Origin of the sequence: Natronoglycomyces albus (assembly GCF_016925535.1) — a bacterium.
In the GTDB taxonomy this organism is placed as follows: domain Bacteria; phylum Actinomycetota; class Actinomycetes; order Mycobacteriales; family Micromonosporaceae; genus Natronoglycomyces; species Natronoglycomyces albus.
Genome location: NZ_CP070496.1, coordinates 2,608,622 through 2,632,851, shown reverse-complemented (window position 1 = coordinate 2,632,851; position 24,230 = coordinate 2,608,622). Strand labels below are relative to the sequence as shown.

Sequence of the window (24,230 nt, the reverse complement as noted above, 5' to 3'; positions counted from 1 at the left end):
CCCGGGGCGTATCCGCGCCCCGGGATGGCATGGCTAGTAGCCCAGGCCGTGTCCGATCTCGAACAGGGCGGTGTCCTCATCGTCGGCGACAGGGATTGTCACCGGCAGTGCCCCGATCGGGGGGCTTTCGTTGAACAGCACCTGGACCAGCGAGGTAAGGGAGTCACCGGTCGTGCCATAGGTGGCGACGTAGGCCTCCACCTGTGGATAGTGCGCGATGTCGTATGGAGTTCCAGTCCCAATGGCCACAACGGGGGTGTCACTGGCCAACAAGGCCTCGATGAGAGGCAGCTGGCCAGAATTTTCGTTGACCCCAGTGGTGGTGAGGACGACCAAATCGGATTCCGCCGCAGCGGCGACGGCGGCGTCGATGTCCTCTTGACCCGGGGCGGTCCCGGTGTGAAGCGACGTAGCGTCGTAGCCACGGTCACCTAGCTGCTGGGCGATACTCTCCACCGCCGACGCGCCGTTTCCGGTCACTAGGGTGGTGAGACCGGCTGCGGCGTCCAGTGGGAGGGTTCCGTCGTTTTGCACCAGCGTCGTGGTTTGTGCCGACAGGTCTGCGGCTAGCTCGCGGTGAGAGGGGATACCGACGATGTCATCGACGGCGTCCTCATCGACGAACGGATCAGCGACGATGCCCCGCTTGTGTTTGAGAGACAGAACGCGCTTCACAGACTCGTCAATGCGTGACTCGGTGAGTTCACCTTCGGCGATCGCATCCAGCACGGCGTTGAAGGCCAACTCCGTGTCCGGCGGCATGAGCAGCATGTCCACTCCGGCCTGAAGCGCGTATACCGGGACTTCCTCATCGGTGAAGTCCTCCCGCACGCCTTCCATGGCTAGCGAGTCGGACATGATCAGTCCCTCGAAACCCAACTGGTCGCGCAGCAGGTCGGTCATGATCGGCTGCGACAGCGTGGCGGGGCGACCGGAGTCGTCCAGGGCGGGGAATTGAATGTGCGCGGTCATGATGACGTCGATGCCATCGGCGATGGCGGCCTCGAATGGTGGCGCGTCGTATTGCTGCCATTCCTCGTAGGTGTGGGGGATGACCGGGAGCGCGTAGTGGCTGTCGACGTCGGTGTTGCCGTGGCCGGGGAAGTGTTTGGCGGCTGCGGCGATGCCTCCGCTGCCTTCCTGGTAACCGGTGACCTGGGCGCTGACCATGTCAGCGGTCAAGTGCGGGTCCGAGGAGAAGGACCGGATGCCAATGACCGGGTTGTTGGGGTTGACGTTGACGTCGGCGACGGGGGCGAAGTTCTGATTGATACCCACCGCCCCGAGTTCGAGGCCCGCGATATCGGCGGCGGAGTAGGCCGCCTGCGGGTCGTGAGTCGCGCCAAGTGCCATCGCGCCGGGGAACTGCGTGGCCGGGTCGGTAACCCGAGCGACACGGCCGTGTTCTTGGTCGGTCGAGATCAACAGTGGCACTTCTGGACCGGTGTTGGTCGCCGCCATTTGCAGGCCGTTGGAGAGGCCAGCGATCTGGTTGGGGTTGTCCACATTGTTCGACCAGGCGAAGTAGATGATGCCACCGGGGTTATAGACCTCCATGAGCTCATCCCCGTTGTCGACTCCGTGGAGAGCTTGGTTGGCCGCCACATCGGCCGGGTTGGTGGTGTCGGAAGTCTGCCCATAAACATAAGGCATGAATAGCTGCCCGACCTTCTCTTCCAAGGTCATCGATCGCAGCGTCTTTTTCACATAGATCTTGCGCTTGATCTCATCAACGATTCCGCTACCTTTGCCGGGGTTCTCTGGCGGGCCCGGCTGCGCCGAAGCGGAGGCGGCCACCGTGGTGGTGGCCAGGAGAGCGCCCGTCATCGTGGCGGCTAGGGCGAACCGCCACCGACGGGATTTACTGCTCAGGGGATTGCCGAAGCTCATTCTTCACTCCAGTCTGGGGAGCCGTAGGGATGGGAGGGCCCCTGATCGTGATCATGACAGAAATCTTCATAAGAGGTCAAGCAAATGGAGATTTTTTTCGTAAGCTCATTTGGTGCTGCGACCAAGCGAACACGGGTAGTTGCGACCTCCCGTCTGACCGTAATATCCCGGACGCGATCGCACCCGGGCTCCGGACACTTCGCCGATTCGCGACGGTGCGGTGAGGTATGCCCGCCTCGGGCCCTGTGCCGGGTGCCCAAAAGGGTGCACATTTGGCAGAGTAAGTTCGCAAAGCGAAGCCTCTGGCGGCGAAAAAGAATGCATTGACGCGGTATTTTCTCGGTGCCAACCCCCTTTTTCCTCTGAAACACCCATCAGAGGGCACCTCATTACCCCTTCGAATAGCAGGCTGCAATGACAGCACCCGAAGCCCAAGAAATCATTGAGGCCTATGCAAAAGGCACTTTCAGCGTTCTCGTCGGCTCGTTTACCCGCGTAAACTTCGCCTCCTGCGGCCTTGAATTCGCACTTTTGCATAATCCTCATTGTCAATGAAGCAGAAGTCGACGAAGCGGAGTCCACCGAGACTCCCGACAGTGCGCTCTTCATTTCCGCTTACGTCCCACTGTGTAAACGTGGTTGGGATTCGGTCAGCGCTAGCATGGTCATCCTGGACGCAAAACGGGGAATGGCGCAGCCCTATAACAGCCCGCTGGGATTCCGCCGCCGGTCGCTGACGTCTCGGGTGGATCTTTTTGAACGCATCCGCACCCGGTAGACGGTCAACCCCGACACCGGACTGGTCGTCCTCGCGACGCCGCAGGACATACTGGGCCGCCCCAACAGCGAAAGCACCTTCATCAACGTGATCATCAACCTCACCCGCGACGCGACCGACTCCGCCCATACCGACACGGCACCTACGGGCTGCTCCTCTTGGTACACGGGCGCGGACATCGACCAGGTGCGCGCGCATCTGCCCGAGTCACTAATTCACGTCCACCTTCGCCCAACCAGCACGCCCAGCGAAGCGGCGGACCTGATCAGCAAGGAGTCGGTGACGTGATCAAAGTCGAGAATGTCAGCAAGACATATAAAGGAGCCTCCCGCAAGGCCGTCGATAGCATCAACCTCTCCGTCGGCGAGGGTGAACTCGTCGCCCTCGTGGGCCACAACGGGGCCGGGAAGTCAACCCTGTTCGACATCCTCGCCGGGCTAATCTCGGCTGACTCCGGCACTGTCACCAGGGACGTCCTCACCCACGAACTAGGCTGGTGCCCACAGCGCACCGTCGTGGACTGGTCGTTGACCGTGCGCCAGAACATCTCCATGGCGCTTGAACTACGCAGCAAGCGCCTGCGCGTCGAACGCGACACGGTCGCCTCCATCACTGAACTCATGGGCTTGGAGCGATACATCGATCGCGAAGTGGAGCTGCTCTCCGGTGGCGAACTGCAACGCACCCAGATCGCCCGTGCTATCGCCGGTGACCCGCAGCTGCTGATCCTAGACGAGCCGACCACCGGCCTAGACCCTGACGCGATCAAGCGCGTCATGGAATACCTGAGTCGGCGCACCGCCGCAGGTGCCACCGCGATTGTCAGCACCCACGAGACGTCCCGGTTCCTCGGCTACTGCACCCGGGCGATCGCCATGAACGAAGGGCGTATTATCGCCGACGCCGACATCGATACGTTCATGAACGTCGTCCCCGCCTCAGACGACCTGTGGGACGCCTACAAGGTCCACGTCGACCTCAGTACCGGCGGAGGCACCGCGTGATCCGTACCCTTTCACTGGTCAAGTACCACTGGTTCTCGCTGTGGAATTGGCGGCACGCCTACCTGGGCCGTCTGATCGAGCCGGTAGTGTTCTTCGTCTTCCTCGCAGCTGGGGTCGCCGGATTCGTCGGCTCAGACAGCGAAGACTCCTTCCAGGCCTACCTCAGCTTCGCCATGCTCGGCATCGCTTGTCTCGTGGCCTTCCGCGCCGTGACCGCGACACTGTCCGATGTGGCCAACGACCGCAAGTGGGGTGTCTACGCCATCTTCTCGATGCAAGGTGGCTCCACCATCGGCTACCTGCTCAGCATCGCCATCATCGCCTGCGGCCTCTTCCTGGCCCAGATTCTCATCCTCTTCGGCCTGTACTGGCTCATCGGTGGCAACGCCCTGGGCGGGATCGACTTCCTGCGGGTGGTGGGCATCGGCAGCCTCATCGTCATCGGCTGGGTCGGCGTCGGCACCGCGATCGGCACCAAGGTTCAGTCCTATGCCCGCCGCAACTTCCTCGTCACGATCATCTCGATGCCAGCCGTGCTGGCCGCGCCGCTGTTCTACCCCCTGGAATCGGCCCCGACCTATCTGCGGGTGATCGCCTCGTTTAACCCCGTGACCTACCAGGTCGGATGGTTGCGCCTGGACGACATGTCCCTGTTGATGGCGAGTGGGGCCGCCCTGGGCTGGGCCGTCATCGGCAGCGCCCTCGCCGGGCTCTTCCTGGCCCGATCGGACCTACTTTCCCCGGAACGCTAAGGGTCGCGTCCAGGCAGATGGGTGACACTTCGGAACCGTCGCCCATCTGCCTGGACGCCGCTCAATGTCATTGCTCGTCGGACGAAGCCACCAGGAACGGCTCCAGCAGCCCCGGCGCGGCCGCGTCGGCGAACGCGACCGCCTCCTGGGCCGCCACGTCCGGCGCCTCATAGATTCCCCAGCCTGCCGCCGTCATCGCCGAGACCGTCTTAAGTCCCAAACGCCGTTGCAGCAACGATTCGCGTACGGCAATCGTGCTCACCGACGAACGATCCAAAGCCGAGGTCGCACGGCTCAGCAGCCCCGAACGCACCACCACATACCTGCCCACGACCGCATGTCCAAGGGCCCGATAGGCAACCAACGCCGCCAAGAGAGCCACCGGCGCCACCCCGAGCCCCGCCCATACGGCCCACCCAGGAACCAGGTCGTTGACATGAAACCATCCCAGCACGCCCACAATGGAGGAGACAACCAACAGCGCCCACCAGATCCGTCGCCGCAACGCGGCCGCCGGATGCGCTCGCAACGGCGTCTCCAATGGATTAGGGCGCACCCCGAGGACCGCTGCGGCCACCGGACGTGCCACCCAGATCGGCCCGCGCGGCAAGATCGCGGTGGGCTCATCGGTCGACCACACGTCAAGACCGGTCGTAATGACACTGGTGTCGGCGGCGCCCATCCACCTCCACAGCACCGGCTCCGAGATTTGCACCCCGCGCATGCGATTCTCATCGCGATTGACCTCGCGCTGGCGAAATAGCCCGTGGCGGGTGCGCAGGAGTGTCCCGTTTTCGCCAGGTAGGCGCGCCAGTTCGAAGTTCCAATAGGTGGTGAAGTAGTTGATGCCTAGGCCAATCACGCCAATGACTCCGACCGAGGCGAGGCCGATGGCGACGGTCCATCCCCAACCGAGAGCGTCCCAATCCAAGAGGCCACCGATAAAGGCCGACATGTCGAAGCCGAAGGTGCTGACGAGCCAAAAGGAACCCCATAGCAGGCCCAATGCCATGGCGTAGGCCCAAATATTGAACACGTTGTAGAGGACCCACCAAGCCTTGAACCGAGCAAAGACGGTGACCTCCTCTGGCGGTTTCTCGCCATTGGCCGCGCTCTGGGCGGCCTGCTGAGTATGGGCCTCACCGTGCAATAGCACTGATCGCAAGTATTGAGCGTCCGTTTTCAACAACGCGTCTAGCGACAGCGCCGCCTCCCCGGCGGTCGACTGTTGACCAGCTCCAATCGTGACCACCCGCAGGCCAGAGAGCCGATGCCGCAACTTCGCCTCGGTGTCGACGCTGCGAATCCGGTCCCGGCGCACCGATCGATACTGGCGTACGAAGACCCCGGTACGTCGTTCGACGTAATCGTCGGTGACCCGATAGCGAGTGAAGAACCACCGCAGTGCGTCAGCTACCGCGCCGATCACACCAAAGGCCGCTATAGCCAGGGCGGGCCACATGCTTCCCCACGTCAGATCCGCGTCGAACACGGTGACCACGATGATCGCCGGGCTTAGCGACACGATCGTTTGCACCACGTCGACCCAGATCATGCGGCTGTGCAGCCGAGACCAAGGGGCCTCGCCCGCCTGAGGCTGGTCGAGGATCGTCTCCTCGGTGCCGTCGAGGACGACTTCGCTCGTGTGCTCACTCATGTCGCATCCCCGGGGGTGAGCTGGGCGATGGTCGTTAGACGCTCGGCGGCCTCCTCGGCCACGGCCTTGTCGAGGCCCTCGATGCTGATCGCCCCGTAGGACGAGGCCGTCGTCACTCGCAGCGTCGCGAGCCCGAGCATTTGCTCGATGGGGCCGCGCACCGCGTCCACGGTCTGGATGCGGGAGATGGGGGCGACCCGCCACTCACGCACGATCCACCCGTTCAGGCCGTACACGGCCTCGTCGGTGGTCTCCCACCGATGCACGGCGTAGCGCCACAAGGGCCGAACGGTCGTGCATACGAGTGCCCACACCACAATGCCGATGAGCGGAACGATGATCCATTTGCGCGCCGGCTCCCACAGCGCATAGGCCACGATGAGCCCGCCTATAAGGGGTACGAAAAGCGCTAGGGACTGCAAGATCCACCAGGTGACGGCGCGTTTCTCAATGCGGTGCTTGGGTGGCCGCAGGCGAACCTCGCGGGCCACAATGTCCGGTCCCGCGCCATCGAGACCTGTCTTGTCGGGTGGGGTGTTGTTCGGTGATGTCGTACTCATGGGTGTTCCTTTCGCAAGGCGTGGTCGATGAAGTCAAGGAGCACCTCGGTTTGGGCGTCGAGGTCGAACGATTCGCCCCAGGCCCAACCGCCCAGAAGCCCTTCGGCGCACAGAATGATGATGGAGGCAACGCTGTGTGGGTCGACGACGCGAAATTCGCCACTTTCGACTCCGGCCTTAATGATTTCGGCCATCCCGTCGACCTCTTCGCGACTGGCCTCCGCGAACGGACGACTGCCATCGGGTTCGCGGTGGTTGCTAACGATGTCTGCCATAGCTAGAAAGCCGTTGCGATGCGCGCCGAAGTACGCCAGTTGCGAGCCCACCCAGGCCCGCACTTGACCGGTCGCGGTCGGTTCGGCGAGGATGCGCTCTTCCATATAGGCCCATGTGTCGGTGAAAAACTGGGTGACCAGCTCTTTCAAAAGCTCGTCTTTGCCCTCGAAGTGGTAGGAGATGACGCTCTTGCTCACCTTGGCTCGGGCGGCGATCTGCGACAGTGAAGCGTTGGCGTAGCCGATCTCGGCCACGGTGTCGGTCGCGGCGGCGATGATCTGGGCGCGTCGCGCCTGTTCGATAAAGGTCCGGCCGCGCGATTCGTTTTCAGTCCCCATGGTCAAATATTAGACCGAGCGGCCTAAAATTGCCAACGGATATGTCCCGTGCTTTTGCCGACAGCGCGGCCGTCCCTGTCCGTGCCTCGAAGCCACTGACGCAAAAGTCGAACCTGGCGGCGATACGCGCCAACCTGAAACTCAGATAAGCTGGAAAGAATCTGATTCCCAGCCCCACCATTTCAGCGTTGCGCACATCACTATTGACGCCTCACTATCCTCTCTGTACGTTGCACTTGCATGGGCCCGATGCGTGTTCTAGGGCTACTTACTCCGTTCTAGGAGCTATTTCATGGACACCATTTCGCTGGAGAACTGTTCGTTCTCCTACCGGCGACTCTTTAGAAGTGTTCCGGTCTTTGCACACTTCGACGTCACGTTCGAGCCCGGCACCACCGTCCTCCTCGGGCCGAACGGCGCTGGCAAGACCACCCTCATGTCGCTGGCCACCACGGTTCTGACTCCGCGCGGAGGCCGCCTTAGCTTTAACGGCGAGCCCGTCGACAGCCCGGCCGCCCTTCGCCGCTTCCGTACACACAGCCCTACTGCCGCAGTCGATCCGAGCGATCGGCGGCTTGCGTGTGCGAGAACAGGTCGCCTACGTGGCATGGCTCAAGGGGATGAGCCGCTCGCGCGCGTGGGAAGCAGCCGCCGCCGCACTGGCCAAAACCGATCTGAGCGACCTAGCCGAACGCCCGGCAACCCGCCTCTCCGGCGGGCAGCGGCGGCGCATGGGCATAGCCCAGACCATCGTCCACGGCGCGCGGTTCATCTTTCTCGACGAGCCGACGGCCGGGCTCGACCCGCTCCAGCTAGAACGGTTCAACTGCCTCCTCGCCGAGCTCTCCGCCGACCACCACTTCGTCGTCTCGACGCACGACATCACCGCCCTCACCTCGAAATACGACCGTGTGCTCGTCGTCGCCTCAGGCGCGACCGCCTTCGCGGGAAGCGCCCAGGACTTCCTGGCCCTAGCGGGCCATGGCGGTGAAGGTCGCGAGGCATCGGCGTATCGCGTCGCGCTCAACGGCGGCCGCCCATGAGGACAAGTGCCGTCATCAGATCTTCACCCGCGCTGTATCTCTTGCCGATCGCCCTCGCCGTGTGTTTCGTGTACTACGCAGACCCCGCCAAAGATCCGTCGACGTGGGCCCATGCCTACTCCGCTGTGCTCGATGTGCTGTTTCTACCCGCCTTCCTTGGTGCGGCCGTCGCGGCCTGGGATGTGGGCCGCCTGCGGGCAGCGGCCGTGGATGAGTGGGCTCCCGTCCGCCCCGCATTCGTCGTCACCGTGCTCGCCGCTCTTCCCGCCGCGTTGCTGGCCTACGGGACGACCTTGGTGATGTGGTCCATTGGTCTTGCCCGCATGAGCGGCCGCCCGTTCGAGTTCCACTGGCAGCCCGTCGTGATCGCGACATTGATAGTCCTGATGTGGATCGTGCTGGGGGCCGCTGCGGGCCGTCACCTCAACCGAGTGCTGGCCGCGCCCGCGATGCTCTTGGCCGCCTTCGTTCTCCAGGCGTACCCACCTGGCAATCCCGAGCCGATGTGGCGGCACCTGACCGGTTGGTCCTGGACGGAGTGTTGCCAGGTCGGGGTCGTGCCACATCCGGATTTGACCGTCACCGGTCTTATCGTTCCGCTGGCTATCCTCGCTGCTGCCCTGATGTGGTCTCACTCGTAGCCCGGGAAACTCAGAGGGATTCTCGGAGCGGCTGTGATCGCGTCCGGGTTTGTGATCGCCGCGCCTATGGCCAAGGGAATCGACTGGGACACCACTCTCGCGCGCCCGGACTCCGACCTAGAGTGTCACCAATACAGCTTTGAGATCTGCGCGTGGCCCGAATCGGAGAGTTTCCTCCCGCAAGTCGATGTTGCCGCGTCGGGCATCGCCGGGCACTTGCGCGACTATGGGTTGGATGTTCCCGCGACTTTGGTCGAGGACGCCGTCTCCGATGGTGACCGCTGGGGTTTCCGCACCTCCCCGTCGTTTACCGATGCCGATTACGCCGCGTCCTTGCTCGGGGGACTAGTCGCCAACCCAGGCGACTGCACCTTCTTTGGTCCGGTCACCAACCCCGGTGAGATCTACGAGTTCGAGGTGGCCCTCCTCATGGGGGCATGCCTCGACATCGCCACGGGTGCTCCCGTGGAAGTGGCTGACCCCGACGGCCAGTTGCGCGAGGTGCTTGCCTTGCCGGCCCTGAATCAGGGGCTGTGGTTTGACGCGCTGAGCACGTCCTTGGCCACCTGCGACGTTGATCTCGCCCAACGCGCCGTGCGCCTTGCCACGCTTGCAGGAGACGACGAGTGATCTGGTGGCTGAAGCGGCATCGAGCCCTCACTCTCGCTTGTGCCCTCACGATCTACGCGGTCGGGTTGGCCGCGCTCGGCGGGGAACATGTGGCGTTGCCCAGTTTCTCCCATACTCAGGCCGATCAGTTGCCGATCCGGCTGCTGCTGCCACTGGGTATGGCCTGCGTGGTGCTGTGGGCGTTGGGGCCGAAGTCGTCTGATGAGGGCGCGGTGCGCCGCGTCAACTGCTACCGGCTCGTCTTGCCCGTGACGACGGTGATCGTCACGGCAGTTGCGGCGGGGTTGGCATACGGCTGGGACGGGTCCGATAGCGCGTGGGGTCCGGTCCGCAATATCGTCGGGTTTCTCGGCATCGCCATGATTCTTTGGGTGTTTGCGCGCGTTGAACACGCGGCAGCGCTTACCGCTGCGCTAGTGCTGGGTGGGCTGCTGGTTGCGCGCACTCCGTCGGGGACGTTGCTTCCTGGGGCATGGCCGCTGGCAGACGGAGACCACTTCCTCTCCTGGGCCATCGCGCTTGCCTGCTTCATCGGTGGTGTCGCAGCATTTGGCGTGGGATCGCGCCAGTCTCTACATATGTGAGCAGGCATAACAACGATGGTTTCGCAGGATGGCGATAGTGCCCCGTACCTTGCCATGTGTCAATCGCCCGGTCAGTCCTCTTTGGCTGTTCACTCGCAAGAATGCAATGGCGCGTGGGAAGGGTCGCCCCCCTTTCAACACAGGTAGCGATAAACAATCGCAATGCCGTGGAAACAGCTGATTGTCGTTTAGTCTCTTTCCAATTTGGTTATCGCGGAAGGCCATTATGGATACAGGACAAAGACGGTCCGGCCTATGTGAACCGGGTTTGTTCATCCCATTCATGATCGGCATGAGAGCGCATTCCGAATGTGAGCGCTTTCCTCAGGAAGGCATGATGAGATGTATATGCCGCATTGCGCTTAAAAGGTGCGATATCCGAAAGCTGCGTCGGAACCGGTACGGGGACTGAACAGGAAAAGGCAGGTCTTTGGCAGTGTTTTCGCAGGAGGGGGCGCCGCAGTACTTGCGCCCGAAACTGGCTCATGTTAGTTTGATCACGCGCTGAGTCAGTTGCAGCGTATCCCCATGATGACTACTCGCTAGGAGCGTCACAATGAGCAATCACCCTGAGAACCCCGCCATCGAAGACGAGACGGTTGCGACCGAAGTCGCCGCCGCAATCGAAGAAGTAGCTGAGACGGAGACGAACGAAGACGACGAACTCATCTTCGAGGTTTTCGCCTCCCGTTGCCCCTCGGCAACCTAGTCCGAGAGCTTGTTAAAAGGCCCGTGATAAGAGGCCATGAAGTGGAAAATGTGTAACTACTTGCCTTTGGCGCAAGGCGTTATCGCGATAGCAGGCTCTCCATCGTCACCCTGTCACGTGCCTTACTTAAGCTCCGCCTTCGCTCATCCCCAGTCAGTTCGTGGACCGGCGCCCCCTTGCGCCCACGGCTACGCGCATAGCCCTGTCTCCATGAACCCGACGGGGATGAGGACAGACCCACACCCGACCCCGAAGGAACCCGACATGCCCAACCGAATCGTATGGGACAAGACCGGTCAGAGGACCTACCTCGTCAACGCTGGGAAAACGAGGCCGGTCATGTCGGGATCAATCGGAAAAGTCCTAGCCATGGCACGCAACGCCAGCAGCAGTACGACCGATCAGGTTCACCAGGCCTACCCCAACGCCGTCGAATCCTTCTCCAAGGCCGGCTGGCTCGGCGAGGACATCGTCTTTCGCGAGGTCAGCGGCGGCCCGCATCTGCGGCGCATGCAGATTGAAGTGTCGCTGCGGTGCAACCTCAGCTGTAGCTACTGCTACTCGGTCTCCGGCCCCTTCCGCAAAGAAGCCATCGGCCCCGACATCGTCCGGCCGCTCATCCAGCAGGCCGACCAGATGGGCCTACTACAAATCGACTTCACCGGCGGTGAATTCCTGCTGGAACCGAACTGGCGCACCTACCTCGAAGACGCCCGCTCCTACGGCATGGAAGTGACCGTTCATACCAACGGCACCCTTATCAAGGACGCCGAAGCCGCGTTCATGAAATCCATCGGCATCTCGGCGGTGCAAGTTTCGCTCGACTCCCACATCGAGTCGGTACACGACGAAAGTCGGGGCCATCGCGGGGCGTTGAAGCGCACCATGCGCGGGCTCGACGCGTTGCAGGAACAGGGGCTCGACATCAAGCTGTCCCTCATGGCGCACAAGGGAAACCTCGAATACCTGGGCGACACCATCGAGTTCATGGCCCGGCGATACCCCAAGACCACGCTAAACGTCGACCGGGTCATCGCCACCGGCGGCGCCCTCGACTACGACAACGGACTGACCGCGCCCGAGTTCTGGGACTTCCTGCGCCCCTACTTGGCCGACAATGTGCGGGCCGGGAAAGTATGCGAATCGGCAAATCTGCTGGACTTCGAACCGGAATGCGGTGTGGCCTATTCGCTGGTGTACGTCACGGCCAGCGGGGAAATCGCCGCCTGCCCCACGCTCACCAGCCGCGAGTCCGCCGACTTCACCGGCCCCGACATTCGTACAGTGGACCTGCCGACGGCCTGGTACGACAGCGAATACTTCAACTCGTTTCGCTACACCAACTGCGAAAACGTCAGCAAATGCGCTGTGGGCTCGGCCTGTGGCGGCGGATGCCGCTCCAACGCCTATGTCGAGTCCGGTTACGTCACGGCCCCCGATGTCATGGCATGCAATATCAATAAGAACAGCACTGTGACGTTTGTGGATTTCCCGAAGCGATACTTGGAAGGCAAGTTCGGTGCGGTCTGAGGGCGTGGCCGACCGGGGTGACCGGCCGCGCGTCACTCCGATTGTCTGCGACTGGGACGCCTCGTCACGCAAACCCGGCACCGGCTATAACGGCCCGACATGGCACGAGATCCTCGACCAGGTCGAGGGGATCAACGCCCCGATCTTCTTGAATCGGAGGCTGGGGGAGGTGATCCCGCTGGCGATCACCTCGCTCACGACATCGATTCTCGAAGCCGGTGAACGGCCGCTATTGCTCGGCGGAGACCATCGCCTGAGTTTTTCAGCATTGCAAGCCATCACCCACTGGTACGGGCACGGCATCGTGCACCAGTTTGACGCCCACCACGACGCGCACGTGACGCCAACGTTGAACAACTACTCGGTTTTCCACTTCGTGCAAAAGCGGTTCGGGCTGCCGATCGAACGTTACGGCTGCCGGGAACTGCCCGTACCCGCGCCTATCGCGCACGTGCGCAACCCGCAGTACTCCTATGTGACGGTGGACGTGGACTACCTGGACCCGGTCGAATTCTCCTCCGTCACGTTCCCCGAAACCGTCCCGGAAACAATGGAGTGCACCGTGGCCACCTTGACCAACCAGATCGAGACGATCTCCCACGGCCCGCCCATCCTCGGCTGCGACCTGGTGGAATGGGCATCGGACCGGTCGACCCCCGCCGAGACCTCCTCAGTGCTCACGATCGTGTCCGCGCTGGTTGACGCCATGAGAGATGACCGGCGAACCGTCGGTGCCGATACGAGAGAACTCAATAAAGATGGGGAGAACTAGTCAGATGTCTGAGGTGTCCCTACAGAACCCGTCCCATTGGAAACGCCTAGTCACCGCCACCGGCATATCCAACTTCGGAGACGGAATCTACTTCGTGGCGTTGCCGCTGCTGGGGGCGACGCTCACGCAAGACCCACGCATCATCGCGTCGCTGGCGGCGGCGACCATGATCCCGAGCCTGATCTTCTCGCTGCCCATCGGCGCGTTCGTGGACCGACTCCACCAGGGCCGCGCGATGGTCGTCGTCGACTTCCTGCGCTGCCTCGTGCTCGCCACCTTCGCCACTTTGGTCTTCTTTGACGAAATATCGCTGTGGCACTTGTTCATCCTGGCCCTCACCCTGGGCACCGGCGGGCTGCTGCACGACATTTCCTCGGCCACGTTCCTGCCAAGGATCGTGCACCCCCAGGACCTGGCAAAAGTCAACGGATACAAGGCCAGCGTCACCGAAATCGGCAACGGAGTGCTCGGCCCGGCGGCGGGCGGGCTCATCTTCGGCATGGCCCTGTTCGTCCCCTTCGCGGTCAACAGTCTCACCTTCGGAATCGCGGCTCTGATCATCGTGCGATTCGCCAACCAGACGGCCTTCCCCAGGCAGGCAAAGGCACAGAAGGAAGGCGAGGAAGAGCGCAAGGGAGCCTACTGGCAAGAGATCAAGGAGGGTGCCCGCTGGCTCAACAACCACCGGGGCCTGCGCAGCATCGCCATCATCGTGGCGGCCTGGAACATCTTCGGGTGGATGCCCGAGGGCGTACTGGTTCTCTACGTCACCGAGGTGCTAGGCCTGGGCAGCCTCGGCTTCGGCCTCATCTTCGGCGTCACCTCCGTGGGCGCCATCATCGGAGGAATGTTCGCAGGGCGCATCATGAAATCGATAGGGCCAACGCGCATCCTCATGATCTCGGTGGTCGGCTACGCCATCTTGACGCTGCCACCGGCCTTCCTCTCCGCGCCACTCCTGGTGGGCGCGGTGTTCTTCCTGCAGGGAATTCCCCTCATCACCTGGAACGCGACCAGCACCAGCATCCGCCAGGCCCTCGTGCCACGCGAACTACTCGGCCGGGTCACCTCAGTGTTCGTCCTCCTCGGCGGCGGCCTAGCCCCCATCGGGTTCATCCTTGGGGGATTTCTAGGCGACCTATTCGGCCTCCGAGCGGTGTTCCTCTTTAGCGGCATCGGGTTGCTGGTCGCCTTCTGCCTTGCCTACCGGGGACTAGCCGAGGCCGCAGCCAGCTTCAGCGACACCATGCGTAAAGCCTCCGTTGGCGCCGAGCAAGGTCAACAGTGAGGAACGCGGCATGACCGGCACTGGCGGACCCATACCCGGCAAGACCTCGCTATTGGGAACCGAGCCCGTCGTGGCTCGCCCCGAGATCACCGCGCGCATAGTCGACTGGCTCTCCTGCGAACCTGCCGGAGTCCTGCTCCTGGAAGGCCAAGCTGGGGCTGGCAAGACCACGCTGCTGCGAGCGCTGGCATCGGCACCGCAACAGCAAGCCCGCGCCCGGAACCACCCGTCGAAGGAGCTCACCTACCCGCCGGGCCTGATTGACGTGCACATCGACGCGCGCGCCCACAGCGCCCAGACAGTGCTCGATCAGGTCAACGCGCGCCTGCGGGCTAGGCCAGCACCTGCGGCGACGAAACACCGCCTGCCACCAGTGGTCCTCATTGACTCCCTCGACGAGACCGCCTACGACGACGCCCTTACCTTGGCGTTGGGGGTGCGGAAGCTAAGCGATGATGGAATTCGGGTCGTGACCGCTATCGAGGCGGACCACCCTGTTCCACTGCGAACCACGACCCCAGCCAAAGGGGCCGGGCTGATCCGCACCTGCTTGCGCCCGCACACGGTGATCTCCATGGACCAGCCCGCTTCGCTGCCCCAGAACCTGCGAGATCTCCGGTCCTACCTCACCGGCATCCTGCGCACCCGCGCCAACCCCGATGGGATGCTAGAGCCTTCGTTGCCCGCGCTGACCAACACCTTGGCGCTACGAGCCGGAGGAAACTTCCTGGTGGCGAAACTGTTGGCTAGCGCCCATGTGCGTCGGCTCGCCTTGGCCGAAGAGGTAACCGGCGCTGAACCCGAACCAATGTCACCGCATCGCGCCAGCCTCGCCACCGCGATTGCACAGGACCTGGCCCACATCGAGCCCACCACCCGCACTAGGGTGCGGGCCATGTTGTGCGCGCTAGCGTGGGCACAGGGCCAGGGAGCGCCCCCTAAAGAGGTGTGGCCGCTCTTGGCGGAGGCGCTCGTGGGAACACCGTTTACCGAGACCGACGTCAACGCCGTACTTACGCACGTGCCGTGGCTGGTCGAAACCGATTCGGAACACACAACCTACCGGCTTTCCCATGTACAGCTCGTGCGACATTTCCAGCAGGTCAGCCAGGAACTGTATGACGCCGCCCGTGTCCATGCCAGAATCGCCCAGCAGCTGTGGCAGCGCATACCCGATAGTGCCTTCACCCGCTCCTATGCCGTGCCGCACTTGGCCTTTCACGCCGCCCAAGCCGGCGAGTTGTCGAAGTACCTGACCCGGTACGGGTTTGACGAAGCGGTCGATCCCACCTCGCTGCATCGGCTATTGCCCTGTCAACCGGTTCCGGGCGCCGAACCACGTTCCATGGCCATGGCGCAGGCCCACGCCAACCCGGAGCTGATGTCGCCCCAACTCGACCCGGCAATGCGCAGCGCCCAAGCGGAAATGTTGGCCGCGTTGATTGAACCGGCCGCCAATGGCGACCGAATGTGCGCTGAGGGCCCCACCACGAGGGAGTCAGAAAGCCAGCGACCCTGGCACGTGACCTACGTCGACGATCGGCCAGTTCAATCGGCTCAAGTAATGCGGATGCATGACAACTGGGTGTGGGAGGTGGCAACCGGAAACGTCGATGGACGCGGAGTCGTCGCATCGGCCTCGGCCGACGGCACCGTTGTGTTGCGCGGAACCGATCATGGCAGCGTCGTGGGGTATTACGAGGAACATAAGTCGGCCGTAAGCGCGGTCGCCATCGGCACCTTCGAGGAAAACCCCATCATCGCCTCGGCTGGATTCGACAAGTCGATTCACCTGTGGAACCCGCGCGACGGCGCGACCTTGGCGGTACTCAAAGGGCACACCCGCGGAATCTGGTCGGTTGAGTTCGGCCAGATAGAGGGCCGAGACGTCCTGATATCGGCCGGGGCCGATCGCACGATACGAGTGTGGGACCTGGAAACCACCGGGGTGTTGAACACCATCGTCGGGCACGAGGATTGGGTGTGGAGGGCAGTACTGTGCCAATTCGACGGCCGTAACCTCATCGCCTCGTGTTCCGACGACGGAACCATCCGGATATGGGACCTCCTGGGAGGCGAATACGCACGCATCGAAGCCTGCCATCGAGGCGGCGTGGGCGATATCGCGTTCGCGGTGGTCGCGGGTCAACCCCTGCTGGCCTCAGCGGGATTTGACAACACTGTGCGCTTGTGGAACGTCGACAGCGCAACGGAAGTGGCGACTCTGGAAGGACACACCGACTGGGTCCGTTCAGTGGCCTTCGGCAACGCCGCCGGAGTCGACGTCGTGGCGACGGGATCGGATGACGAAACCGTCCGCCTGTGGGATGTGCGCACCAAAGAACAGATCACTGTGTTGCGAGGCCATGAACAAGGGGTGCTCTCGGTCGCGTTTTCCACCGCCAACGGCGTACCGACGCTGGTGAGTGCTGGTTTCGACGCGACCGTTCGCACCTGGTGGCCGATCGAGGCTTCGCCGGCGACATCGCCAAGAGCCGACGATCCGGTACGTTCGCTGGCGGTGACTCGGCGCGGCGACCACTTCCGGGTGGCGGCAGCGCTGGCCAGCCAAAGAACCCGACTGTGGGAGCTCCAACCCCAGCCGCGCCAACTCGCCTCGGTCCACCACGAGGAATACCTCATGGCCGTGGCATTGGGCCACCACCAGGGCCAGGCGGTAGTGGCCACCGCCGCCGACGACGGCCTCATCAGGCTCTGGGACCAAGCCACCATGGAGCCGGTACGCAACCTCAAAGGCACCAAGGGCATCGTGGGTGGGCTCGCCTTCGGCACATTCGAGGGAACCGACATTCTTGTCTCGGGCACGTTTGACGGCTACCTAGAGATGTGGGACCTGGAATCGGGGCAGATGCGGACCGCGATTGCGGCCCATCCGGACTGGGTCCGCTGCGTCGAGGTCATCTCGTATGCGGACACGACGATCCTAGCCTCAGGGTCATTCAACGGACAGCTTCGCCTGTGGGAACCCACCAGTGGACGGATGCTCGCCGAACTGCCCGGACACACCGGCGTCCTCAACGATCTCGCCTTCGTCACCATCAACGGCGCTGGCCTACTGGCCTCCGCCGACATTAACGGATGCCTCCAAGCGTGGGATCTACGCGATTTCAGCCTCCTGGCCCAGACCTACCGCAGTGAGGCGCGGTTTATGAGCGTCGCGGTGGCCTGCGTGGGCTCGACCCCGGTCGTGGCCGCCATCGACGACCAAAAGGAACTGTTGCTGTGGAACCCCTTGCGTGCCACAGGGGTTTCGGTCCCTCTGCCCAACCGGCCGACCCAGGTCGTGGGGCACCGGCATTCACTGGTGGTGGGTACTGCCAGCGGCGGGATTTTTCACCTGCGTTTGACCCCGGCGCTGCTGAATACGCTGGGAGCGGAGCGTCTCTCATGAGTACTGTGCGACGGGACCGGACACCGCAGGTCGTCATCGTCAACCGCAGCGACATCGTGCTTGGCGGTGAGGACCCTTTCTCTCATCCGCTCCCAGGCTCTGAGGTGGTCGTGCTGAACCTAGCCCGTCAGCTGGCCGGACTCGGTATAGAAGTCCACTATTATGGACGATTCTCGGGGCAGCCACGGGTGTCCACAGTGAAGTTCAAACCAGTGAAACACATCGGCGACATCGAGGACGGCCCGCATGTGCGCCTGCTGTGGTTGCGTGACTACAGTGCCCCCGACGAGATGTTCTCACGACTTTCCCAGGCGCGCCACGTCTTGTTGACAGAGGACTCCTCACTAGACATGGTCGCCATCCACCGTCAGACGATGCCGGTGATAGGCAAGCGCCTGCGCCCGTACCTGGAACGTTTTGACGCTGTCGTCTTCGCCTCCCAATGGCACCGCGACAATTGGCGGCGGGACTTCCTTTATTCGGAAGCGACGTCCCGGGTGATCTACAACCTCACCTCCCATGTGCCATGGGAGGAAACCCCACCCACTGTTGCCCGCCAACGGATCGTGCACACGTCCCATCCCCGCAAAGCCTTGGCGGCGGTGGCGAAAATCGCCCACACCGCGACCAAACGTGGATTCACCATCGACTGCTTTGCCGATCCACGCCTGTATCAGGAGGAGACGTGCCGAGTGATCTACCCCAACGGTCGAGGCGGTTGGGTCGACGCGGGCCCCTTCGCCCAATACGCGCAATCCTGCCGGGACCTTAGGTTTCGCCCCAGCTCGTCGGTCAATGACATGGCGGGTCTGCTGCGCGAACACGCCATTTTTCTGCATCCGGACTATACGGGGGAGACCGGGTGCAACACGGTTATCGAGGCCCTCAGGGCTGGCCTAGTCCCCGTGGTCAGCGATCAGGGCGCGCTCCCAGAGCTGGTCGGTTCAGCGGGCCTGGTGCTGGCGAGCGAACCGTGGAGCGAGGAATTTCCAGCCACGTGGACCACGGCGCTGGAGGACCTCGTGGAGTGCCAGTGGGACAAGCTCGTCGCCGCGCGCCACGAGCGTAGGCAAACCCTCGACACCGAGCCGATCGTTCAAGCGTGGACAGACGTGCTCAGAGTATGAACTCGTCGTATTCAGGCCCGAACGAGAATCTCACGATGGAGAAAGGTGTTACATGCTAGGTGTCACACGATGTGTTGAAGTCGAGGACGGATCATTTATTTACATCGACCCAGCCGTGAATCTAACGTGGCCGGACACGGCGGCGATGGTGGGAACGAGCCGCAAACTCCGGACGCTCCACTACGACCAGAACCACATCGTCACGCGTGACCAGGCGGACGCACTGGTCAAAGACGGTTATGCGTACCCGATCGGCGGGCGACTCTTCGAACAACCCGAGCTGTGCGAAGCCGTCTTCGGATGGGACCTCTCCACGGAACTCGACTTCATCGCTACGCATATTTCGGACCCGACCGGTATTCGCGGCATCGAATTCGGTTGCGGAACGGGACGGGTGCTGCGGCCCTTGAACCAGCGTGGTTTCGAACTCGACGGGGTGGACATCTCCGAGCCCGGGGTGCGCTGGCTGCAATCCAAGGTGATCGAGGACGCGCAGAGTTCCCAGCGGGAGTCGCCGACGATCTTCATGGCTGACATCTCGTCGTTCTCGGCACTCAACCGATACGGTTACGCGATCGCGGCGCTCAATACCCTGCGCTACCTGCCCTCTTGGGCAAGCCTGCGTCGCCACTTGCACATGGCGGCGCTGAGCGTGCGCTCTGGCGGGGTCTATCTGGTCATGGTCGACACGCGCACGGAGTCGTCCGAGCCCACCCCCGATGGATCGGAGGGGAGGTGGACGATCAACGGCGACGACGGCCGCTCCTATACCGTGGCGTGGTCGAAGGAACGCACCGATCCGGCATCCATGATGGATCTTGAGCGCGTGATCATCGCCGAGGACGACACCGAAATCCTGCGCGAATACCAGACCCAGCTGAGCATGCCGGTCGACGGATGGCAGAAGGTCTTCACCGAAAGTGGGGAGTGGGAGGTCGCCTCGGTTCACTTTGACAGCCCAGAGGGGCCGGTCAAACTGGACGACTTCGCGTCTGAGCTCAACGGCAACTTCTGGTTTGTCTTGCGGCGCACCGAGACCACGGCCGCGCCCATGCTCACCTATTAGTCGACCGCCAAGTGTGGAGGAGGCCCGCCAACGGTGATGAAGGTAGGTCAACCGTGGCGAAGTCGCCTATAAGCCCAAGTAGTTTCCCACTGAACCCCTCCGAATCGACGGTAGAACTCCGTCAATCCGGAAAACCGGGCGTCGTCACTGATCGCGCCGCCGTATTCGACCGTCGCGAAGCCGCGTTCACGCAGCATCTCGAACGATGACCACACGAGGAGCTTGGACATTTGGCTCGGTTCCTTCTGTGGGGCGCAGCCCCACGCGTACAGCGTGGCGCAGGGGCCTACTCCGACGGAAATGCTGTAGCCCTGCGGCTGATCGTTCTCGATGCCGATGGTGGCCAGGGTTGTCACGTGAGTGTCCTGCATAAGCAGCTGTTCGAGACATTCACGACTTAGTGGCTCGGCGATGTGCTTGGACTTCGCGTGGCGCCAATAGACGTCAAGTAGCGCCTCCAAGTCCTCCTCGGTCGTGACTTCACGGACGACACACTGGCGTTCGGCGGCGCGGATCTGGGAGCGTATCCGCGAGGAGACGTTGCGCCGGATCTCTTCTAGCGGCCGCGTCAGATCCATGCAGTTGAACAGCCGAACATCACGGGAGTAGCCAAGCCGGTCAAGGTTCTCCTGGTCATCGACCGTCATCGGCTGTGTGCCGCTGTGCGTGAGCACCGGAAACTTCAGGCCCACGAACTTCGCGGACGTCTGTGCGCCGATGGCGGTCAACTCAGAGTCGATGGCATCCCACACGAGCCGCCGTTGCTGTGCCGGCAACGATGCTCGAAGCAAAGGTCCCGCCGGTTCGACAACTCCAGAAACCACCACGGACCCGCCCGCGTCGGCCACACACGGAACAACGGCCACAATCTCCTCCTGGGCATTCACCACCGCGAAGTTGTGATCGCGACCGGAACCATCCGTGTCCACCAGCGCGCACCATTCGGGAAAGTGTGAAAACCAAGAGCCCGCCTGTTCGGCGACAAAGGCCAGCCATGCCTGGGAACCGATCTGGGCGAAACCGCGTGTACGCAGTGGCTGGTGTTTCGCGTCCATGCTTAGCCGATCCACCAACCACGGCCTCCCTCGAAGTTGGACAGCACCGTAACCGTCGCTTTGGAACCTGTGGCACGGCCTCCCACGAGCAGACAGAAAAATAGCCGGTCGATTCCGTGGGTATCCCAATGCGCCCGCAGACGTTGGGTGAGAGTATCCGCAGACGTTGAGCTGGATTCGGCCAATGTGTCGACCAGCTCGGCGCTAAAGCGGGACTGGCCATCGAGCCGACCTATCCCGGTCGGAATGACCTGGAAGGCCAGATTCAACTGGCGACACAATTGCGCCAGCCAGTCCAGCTCAGGACGGCCCGGGCTCCCCACCGTGGTCATGGTCGAGAAAATACGGCCGTGGTCGGTGAGCTCGCATCGCTTCAGAGCTTGTCTCAGGATCGAGTTCCCAGTAGCGCCCCCGTCGGCGGCCTGATCAACTCCCTCGATGCCAAAACTGGGGAACAAGGGAGCGTTCAACGACACGGTGTCGTAGGGCCCCGTTAGCTCAACGCGCAAGGCGTCACCCCATAGAGCAGTAACGCGATCGTCGCAACCGTTGATCGCGGTATTGAGCTCGAAGACTCCCTTGAGCTCGCGGTTGATTTCCACCGCGTCAACCTCGTCGCCCGAACGGGCCATCAGCACCGATTGAGCGCCGGTGGAGGCGAAGAGGTCCAAACAGCGGCCCCGCGCGTTTAGCAACAGCTTGCCCAACCCCACCGAATCGGGGCCGTAGTATCCGTGCGCGTTGGAACCGGCCGGTCCGACGAAGACCAGTCGCCCCAAGTGCCCAACCAGACGCCGGTTGGGCAGCTGGATCGAAGAATCGGTCACCGTCGCCAATCCCGTTGAACCCATCCAGTCCACCAGATTGGGGCCGAAAGTATCCTGAGCCGCATCGAGGGAAACTGTGCGGCCCAAGCACAGCATGTCCACGGCCAGGCCCAGCTGTGGGGAAAGGGAATCGCGCATCTTCAGCAGCCCTTGGGAGGAGGCGCTCAGTTGCTGGGCTGACAACAAGGCTGAAAGGCCTAGTTCCTCGCACGCGGCGGCAAATGGATGGGGGAGGCGCATAACTTGTTCCAAGGAACCGGTTTTCCCATCAAAGCCAGGATCGCCTCTGTGGAGTCTCGTCGGGATGCCTTGTTACGCCACAGGTGGTCGCAAGACTGACAGCGCTGCACGATGATGTATCCCCCGCCCTCATAGACCGAGCCAATGGGTTCCATGAGGCCGCGACAAGAAGACTGGCGGTCACCCGGAGAAATGTCGACATGTCGCGACCAAAGGCAATGCGGGCAATGGTTTGTGTAACCGTTCCCCTTGATGTCGCGTCGACAATTCGCGCACTCGAAATCTTCCTTACGTCGAGTAAACCGACTTCCCTCGATCGCCATAGATAGTTCATCCTGTGAGTTGGGGTGGGGCCCTATGTTGGGCGTTGAAAGTATTCACCGATAAGGAACCAACAATAGATGCAATCATTGCCAACTGCGCGAATAGGATTTTGACTTAAGGCATAAGCCTCTAAGCCAAACAATCGACTTTCTAGCTTGCGTATTGTCTTTTCGGCGGGTCGCGATAATGGCCTGTATCTTACCATAAGATTGAGGCATGGTCAGTCGCACTTGCCCTGGTGGAAGCAGGTGGGGCCCGGATGGCGGTCGGGATGCGGGCTCGGCCCACCTCCACGCTTGAGTCGATGAGCAATTCTCGGATCTCCTGCGCGGGCGCACACGGGCCCTTTGTCGCTGCGCTGTAGGAGATCTGCTGAGCGGCAACGAGTTCGATGGTCTCATTTGCCACTGGGGTGCCAGCGTTCGTGGCAACTGACGATACCAATGTGTCGCGCATGTCGCTTTGCGCCCAGCATGCCTAGAATGCCGGTTTTATCGAATATCACCTCGGTTAGCAAAGAAGCTTGAGAGAGTTCTGCTCAGCGACTACTTCGCCACGTGTGGTGTAGGGGCCTATTGGTGGACAAGTGGTTGCAGGCGATGAAGGTGCGATCCACAAGCAGACGGGATCGCATCTTCTTTTGGCTCGCCGCAGCTGAGGCCGCATGCCCTGGCCGGAATTGACTATGAGGTCGATGGTTTCATTGATTCGGCGAGTCATGGTGTCCCTGGAGGGGCCAATTCCAGCAGTAATATTGGCATAGGCCTGGCCTTGGCACAGGGAGCTAAGGGCCATCAGGGGCAATCTTACCTGTGTCTACTCGTCTCCACCGTGAATCGAGAGCTACCCGGTGGGTCCCGATGACCTCAGCTATAACATTCACGGCCCTACTCGAAAAACGGCAACGCGGCCTAGTGGAACGACTCGACAAGCCCCTGGTGGCATGGCTTGTTTAGTCCCTAGATGTTTTACCAGGAGCTTTTCCCAAGCCCCCAATAACACCACCCCCCTCACTTGAACCAGGAAGGAAAAGGCTCACTCGAGAGTGAGGGAAGTCATATGCATTACTAGGGCGGTCGTGAGCAGCAAAGATTCGCTATTCATGGCAGATCGCCAATCAATGGCTTGACAAGCGAACTTCGGCAACAATAACGTAATGCATGAGCTACCCGTCTGAAATAGATAAATCAGCCGGGCTTGGAGCGAATTTTTACCCCCGCCCGAAAGAGATGAAATTCCCCTTCCTTTTAGGCTGGCCTCCGGCCAGCAAGCTAGACGAATTCTAGCTGTCGTAGCCGCTTGTGTGATGATGTTGGCCCTCGCAAGTATCATTGCCGCAGAGCCGGCAGAAGCCAGTTATCTGCGTGGAGAGCAAACGCGCGGAAGTGCTTGCACCGGAACCGTTAAAGGTTCAATCAATACAGCCCATACCCAGGCGTGGACCTGGTATGCTCCCCGCGGAACGTGTGAAGGTCATTCGTGGATAGCCGGATCCTTCGACTGTTTTCCGAGGTCCCGAAGCTGGGATAATAGTGCAACAATCGGGACTAACACCCTTGACCCTGGTTGTACGATTACGACTGCAATGCATAAAGGCTGCGGTCAATGCGATGTCTTCCGTACTCTCACGTATGAGAGGCACGATAGAGCCGGAGCAAATGTACGATGGTATACTACGCCGTAGCTTGTTATTATGATATGTTCGGTGTAGGTATGTGTCACTAAGT

21 protein-coding genes and 1 pseudogene are annotated in these 24,230 nt (G+C 62.0%); 15 read left to right on the top strand and 7 right to left on the bottom strand.

Going from position 1 to position 24,230, the window contains the following annotated elements:
• Positions 1 to 33: 33 nt before the first annotated feature.
• Positions 34 to 1,890 carry a glycoside hydrolase family 3 protein gene (locus JQS30_RS11210; RefSeq protein WP_213170358.1) on the bottom strand — a complete coding sequence of 619 codons (1,857 nt, stop codon included), beginning with the start codon at positions 1,888 to 1,890 and terminating at the stop codon, positions 34 to 36.
• Positions 1,891 to 2,407: 517 nt separating this feature from the next.
• On the opposite strand from JQS30_RS11210, the gene JQS30_RS11205 reads away from it, so the two are divergent.
• The 4 genes from JQS30_RS11205 to JQS30_RS11190 all read left to right on the top strand — a co-directional run bounded on the left by JQS30_RS11205 (position 2,408) and on the right by JQS30_RS11190 (position 4,424).
• The gene (locus JQS30_RS11205; RefSeq protein WP_213170357.1) at positions 2,408 to 2,668 is read left to right on the top strand and encodes a hypothetical protein; all 261 of its coding nucleotides are present in this window, start codon (positions 2,408 to 2,410) and stop codon (positions 2,666 to 2,668) included.
• 87 nt (positions 2,669 to 2,755) lie between these two features.
• A complete protein-coding gene (locus JQS30_RS11200; protein ID WP_213170356.1) occupies positions 2,756 to 2,956 on the top strand; it encodes a hypothetical protein in 201 nt (66 codons plus the stop codon).
• A complete protein-coding gene (locus JQS30_RS11195) occupies positions 2,953 to 3,672 on the top strand; it encodes an ABC transporter ATP-binding protein (RefSeq protein WP_213170355.1) in 720 nt (239 codons plus the stop codon). The genes JQS30_RS11200 and JQS30_RS11195 overlap by 4 nt, the downstream gene beginning before the upstream one ends.
• Positions 3,669 to 4,424 (top strand): ABC transporter permease, encoded by a 756-nt coding sequence (locus tag JQS30_RS11190; RefSeq protein WP_213170354.1) that lies wholly within the window; start codon positions 3,669 to 3,671, stop codon positions 4,422 to 4,424. The genes JQS30_RS11195 and JQS30_RS11190 overlap by 4 nt, the downstream gene beginning before the upstream one ends.
• Positions 4,425 to 4,491: 67 nt before the next feature.
• Here JQS30_RS11190 and JQS30_RS11185 read toward each other — a convergent pair whose 3' ends face one another.
• Genes JQS30_RS11185 through JQS30_RS11175 form a run of 3 tightly spaced genes read right to left on the bottom strand, consistent with a single transcriptional unit; the run spans position 4,492 to position 7,255 of the window.
• Positions 4,492 to 6,081, bottom strand: a complete 1,590-nt coding sequence (locus tag JQS30_RS11185) for a PH domain-containing protein (protein WP_213170353.1) — start codon at positions 6,079 to 6,081, stop codon at positions 4,492 to 4,494.
• Positions 6,078 to 6,641 carry a PH domain-containing protein gene (locus JQS30_RS11180; RefSeq protein WP_213170352.1) on the bottom strand — a complete coding sequence of 188 codons (564 nt, stop codon included), beginning with the start codon at positions 6,639 to 6,641 and terminating at the stop codon, positions 6,078 to 6,080. The genes JQS30_RS11185 and JQS30_RS11180 overlap by 4 nt, the downstream gene beginning before the upstream one ends.
• Entirely contained in the window at positions 6,638 to 7,255 is a 618-nt protein-coding gene (locus JQS30_RS11175) for a TetR/AcrR family transcriptional regulator (RefSeq protein WP_213170351.1), read from the bottom strand. The genes JQS30_RS11180 and JQS30_RS11175 overlap by 4 nt, the downstream gene beginning before the upstream one ends.
• Before the next feature lie 292 nt (positions 7,256 to 7,547).
• Here JQS30_RS11175 and JQS30_RS17390 point away from each other — a divergent pair.
• The 11 genes and pseudogenes from JQS30_RS17390 to JQS30_RS11120 all read left to right on the top strand — a co-directional run bounded on the left by JQS30_RS17390 (position 7,548) and on the right by JQS30_RS11120 (position 20,057).
• A pseudogene (locus tag JQS30_RS17390) lies at positions 7,548 to 8,298 on the top strand (ATP-binding cassette domain-containing protein).
• Positions 8,295 to 8,939 carry a hypothetical protein gene (locus tag JQS30_RS11165; protein WP_213170349.1) on the top strand — a complete coding sequence of 215 codons (645 nt, stop codon included), beginning with the start codon at positions 8,295 to 8,297 and terminating at the stop codon, positions 8,937 to 8,939. Before JQS30_RS17390 ends, JQS30_RS11165 begins: the two are co-directional and overlap by 4 nt.
• 33 nt (positions 8,940 to 8,972) lie before the next feature.
• The gene (locus JQS30_RS11160; protein ID WP_213170348.1) at positions 8,973 to 9,569 is read left to right on the top strand and encodes a DUF7224 domain-containing protein; all 597 of its coding nucleotides are present in this window, start codon (positions 8,973 to 8,975) and stop codon (positions 9,567 to 9,569) included.
• Positions 9,566 to 10,153 carry a hypothetical protein gene (locus tag JQS30_RS11155; protein ID WP_213170347.1) on the top strand — a complete coding sequence of 196 codons (588 nt, stop codon included), beginning with the start codon at positions 9,566 to 9,568 and terminating at the stop codon, positions 10,151 to 10,153. Before JQS30_RS11160 ends, JQS30_RS11155 begins: the two co-directional genes overlap by 4 nt.
• 556 nt (positions 10,154 to 10,709) lie before the next feature.
• Entirely contained in the window at positions 10,710 to 10,862 is a 153-nt protein-coding gene (locus JQS30_RS11150) for a hypothetical protein (protein WP_213170346.1), read from the top strand.
• A 264-nt stretch (positions 10,863 to 11,126) separates the two neighbouring features.
• Positions 11,127 to 12,392 carry a radical SAM/SPASM domain-containing protein gene (locus JQS30_RS11145; protein WP_213170345.1) on the top strand — a complete coding sequence of 422 codons (1,266 nt, stop codon included), beginning with the start codon at positions 11,127 to 11,129 and terminating at the stop codon, positions 12,390 to 12,392.
• On the top strand, positions 12,382 to 13,164 hold the full coding sequence (locus tag JQS30_RS11140) for an arginase family protein (protein ID WP_213170344.1): 783 nt from the start codon (positions 12,382 to 12,384) through the stop codon (positions 13,162 to 13,164). Before JQS30_RS11145 ends, JQS30_RS11140 begins: the two co-directional genes overlap by 11 nt.
• Before the next feature lie 4 nt (positions 13,165 to 13,168).
• The gene (locus JQS30_RS11135; protein ID WP_213170343.1) at positions 13,169 to 14,452 is read left to right on the top strand and encodes an MFS transporter; all 1,284 of its coding nucleotides are present in this window, start codon (positions 13,169 to 13,171) and stop codon (positions 14,450 to 14,452) included.
• A 10-nt stretch (positions 14,453 to 14,462) separates the two neighbouring features.
• Positions 14,463 to 17,864 (top strand): hypothetical protein, encoded by a 3,402-nt coding sequence (locus JQS30_RS11130; protein ID WP_213170342.1) that lies wholly within the window; start codon positions 14,463 to 14,465, stop codon positions 17,862 to 17,864.
• On the top strand, positions 17,861 to 18,991 hold the full coding sequence (locus JQS30_RS11125) for a glycosyltransferase (protein ID WP_213170341.1): 1,131 nt from the start codon (positions 17,861 to 17,863) through the stop codon (positions 18,989 to 18,991). Before JQS30_RS11130 ends, JQS30_RS11125 begins: the two co-directional genes overlap by 4 nt.
• A 52-nt stretch (positions 18,992 to 19,043) precedes the next feature.
• Complete coding sequence (locus JQS30_RS11120; protein WP_213170340.1) at positions 19,044 to 20,057, top strand: class I SAM-dependent methyltransferase; 1,014 nt, start codon at positions 19,044 to 19,046, stop codon at positions 20,055 to 20,057.
• A gap of 47 nt (positions 20,058 to 20,104) precedes the next feature.
• Here the strand turns inward: JQS30_RS11120 and JQS30_RS11115 are convergent, their stop codons facing one another.
• The 3 genes from JQS30_RS11115 to JQS30_RS17710 are packed head-to-tail and all read right to left on the bottom strand — an operon-like array spanning position 20,105 to position 22,502.
• Positions 20,105 to 21,112: a GNAT family N-acetyltransferase gene (locus tag JQS30_RS11115; RefSeq protein WP_213170339.1), complete on the bottom strand. Its 1,008-nt coding sequence runs from the start codon at positions 21,110 to 21,112 to the stop codon at positions 20,105 to 20,107.
• Positions 21,113 to 21,114: 2 nt separating this feature from the next.
• Positions 21,115 to 22,179: a class I SAM-dependent methyltransferase gene (locus JQS30_RS11110; RefSeq protein ID WP_213170338.1), complete on the bottom strand. Its 1,065-nt coding sequence runs from the start codon at positions 22,177 to 22,179 to the stop codon at positions 21,115 to 21,117.
• Complete coding sequence (locus JQS30_RS17710) at positions 22,137 to 22,502, bottom strand: RNHCP domain-containing protein (RefSeq protein WP_213170337.1); 366 nt, start codon at positions 22,500 to 22,502, stop codon at positions 22,137 to 22,139. The genes JQS30_RS11110 and JQS30_RS17710 overlap by 43 nt, the downstream gene beginning before the upstream one ends.
• Between the last annotated feature and the right edge of the window lie 1,728 nt (positions 22,503 to 24,230).

Excerpts from the sequence above, each read along its gene's own strand:
- JQS30_RS11210 (WP_213170358.1), bottom strand. The coding sequence starts at position 1,890 with ATGAGCTTCGGCAATCCCCTGAGCAGTAAATCCCGTCGGTGGCGGTTC.
- JQS30_RS11185 (WP_213170353.1), bottom strand. The coding sequence starts at position 6,081 with ATGAGTGAGCACACGAGCGAAGTCGTCCTCGACGGCACCGAGGAGACG.
- JQS30_RS11180 (WP_213170352.1), bottom strand. The coding sequence starts at position 6,641 with ATGAGTACGACATCACCGAACAACACCCCACCCGACAAGACAGGTCTC.
- JQS30_RS11175 (WP_213170351.1), bottom strand. The coding sequence starts at position 7,255 with ATGGGGACTGAAAACGAATCGCGCGGCCGGACCTTTATCGAACAGGCG.
- JQS30_RS11165 (WP_213170349.1), top strand. The coding sequence starts at position 8,295 with ATGAGGACAAGTGCCGTCATCAGATCTTCACCCGCGCTGTATCTCTTG.
- JQS30_RS11150 (WP_213170346.1), top strand. The coding sequence starts at position 10,710 with ATGAGCAATCACCCTGAGAACCCCGCCATCGAAGACGAGACGGTTGCG.
- JQS30_RS11145 (WP_213170345.1), top strand. The coding sequence starts at position 11,127 with ATGCCCAACCGAATCGTATGGGACAAGACCGGTCAGAGGACCTACCTC.
- JQS30_RS11135 (WP_213170343.1), top strand. The coding sequence starts at position 13,169 with ATGTCTGAGGTGTCCCTACAGAACCCGTCCCATTGGAAACGCCTAGTC.
- JQS30_RS11130 (WP_213170342.1), top strand. The coding sequence starts at position 14,463 with ATGACCGGCACTGGCGGACCCATACCCGGCAAGACCTCGCTATTGGGA.
- JQS30_RS11125 (WP_213170341.1), top strand. The coding sequence starts at position 17,861 with ATGAGTACTGTGCGACGGGACCGGACACCGCAGGTCGTCATCGTCAAC.
- JQS30_RS11120 (WP_213170340.1), top strand. The coding sequence starts at position 19,044 with ATGCTAGGTGTCACACGATGTGTTGAAGTCGAGGACGGATCATTTATT.
- JQS30_RS11115 (WP_213170339.1), bottom strand. The coding sequence starts at position 21,112 with ATGGACGCGAAACACCAGCCACTGCGTACACGCGGTTTCGCCCAGATC.
- JQS30_RS11110 (WP_213170338.1), bottom strand. The coding sequence starts at position 22,179 with ATGCGCCTCCCCCATCCATTTGCCGCCGCGTGCGAGGAACTAGGCCTT.
- JQS30_RS17710 (WP_213170337.1), bottom strand. The coding sequence starts at position 22,502 with ATGGCGATCGAGGGAAGTCGGTTTACTCGACGTAAGGAAGATTTCGAG.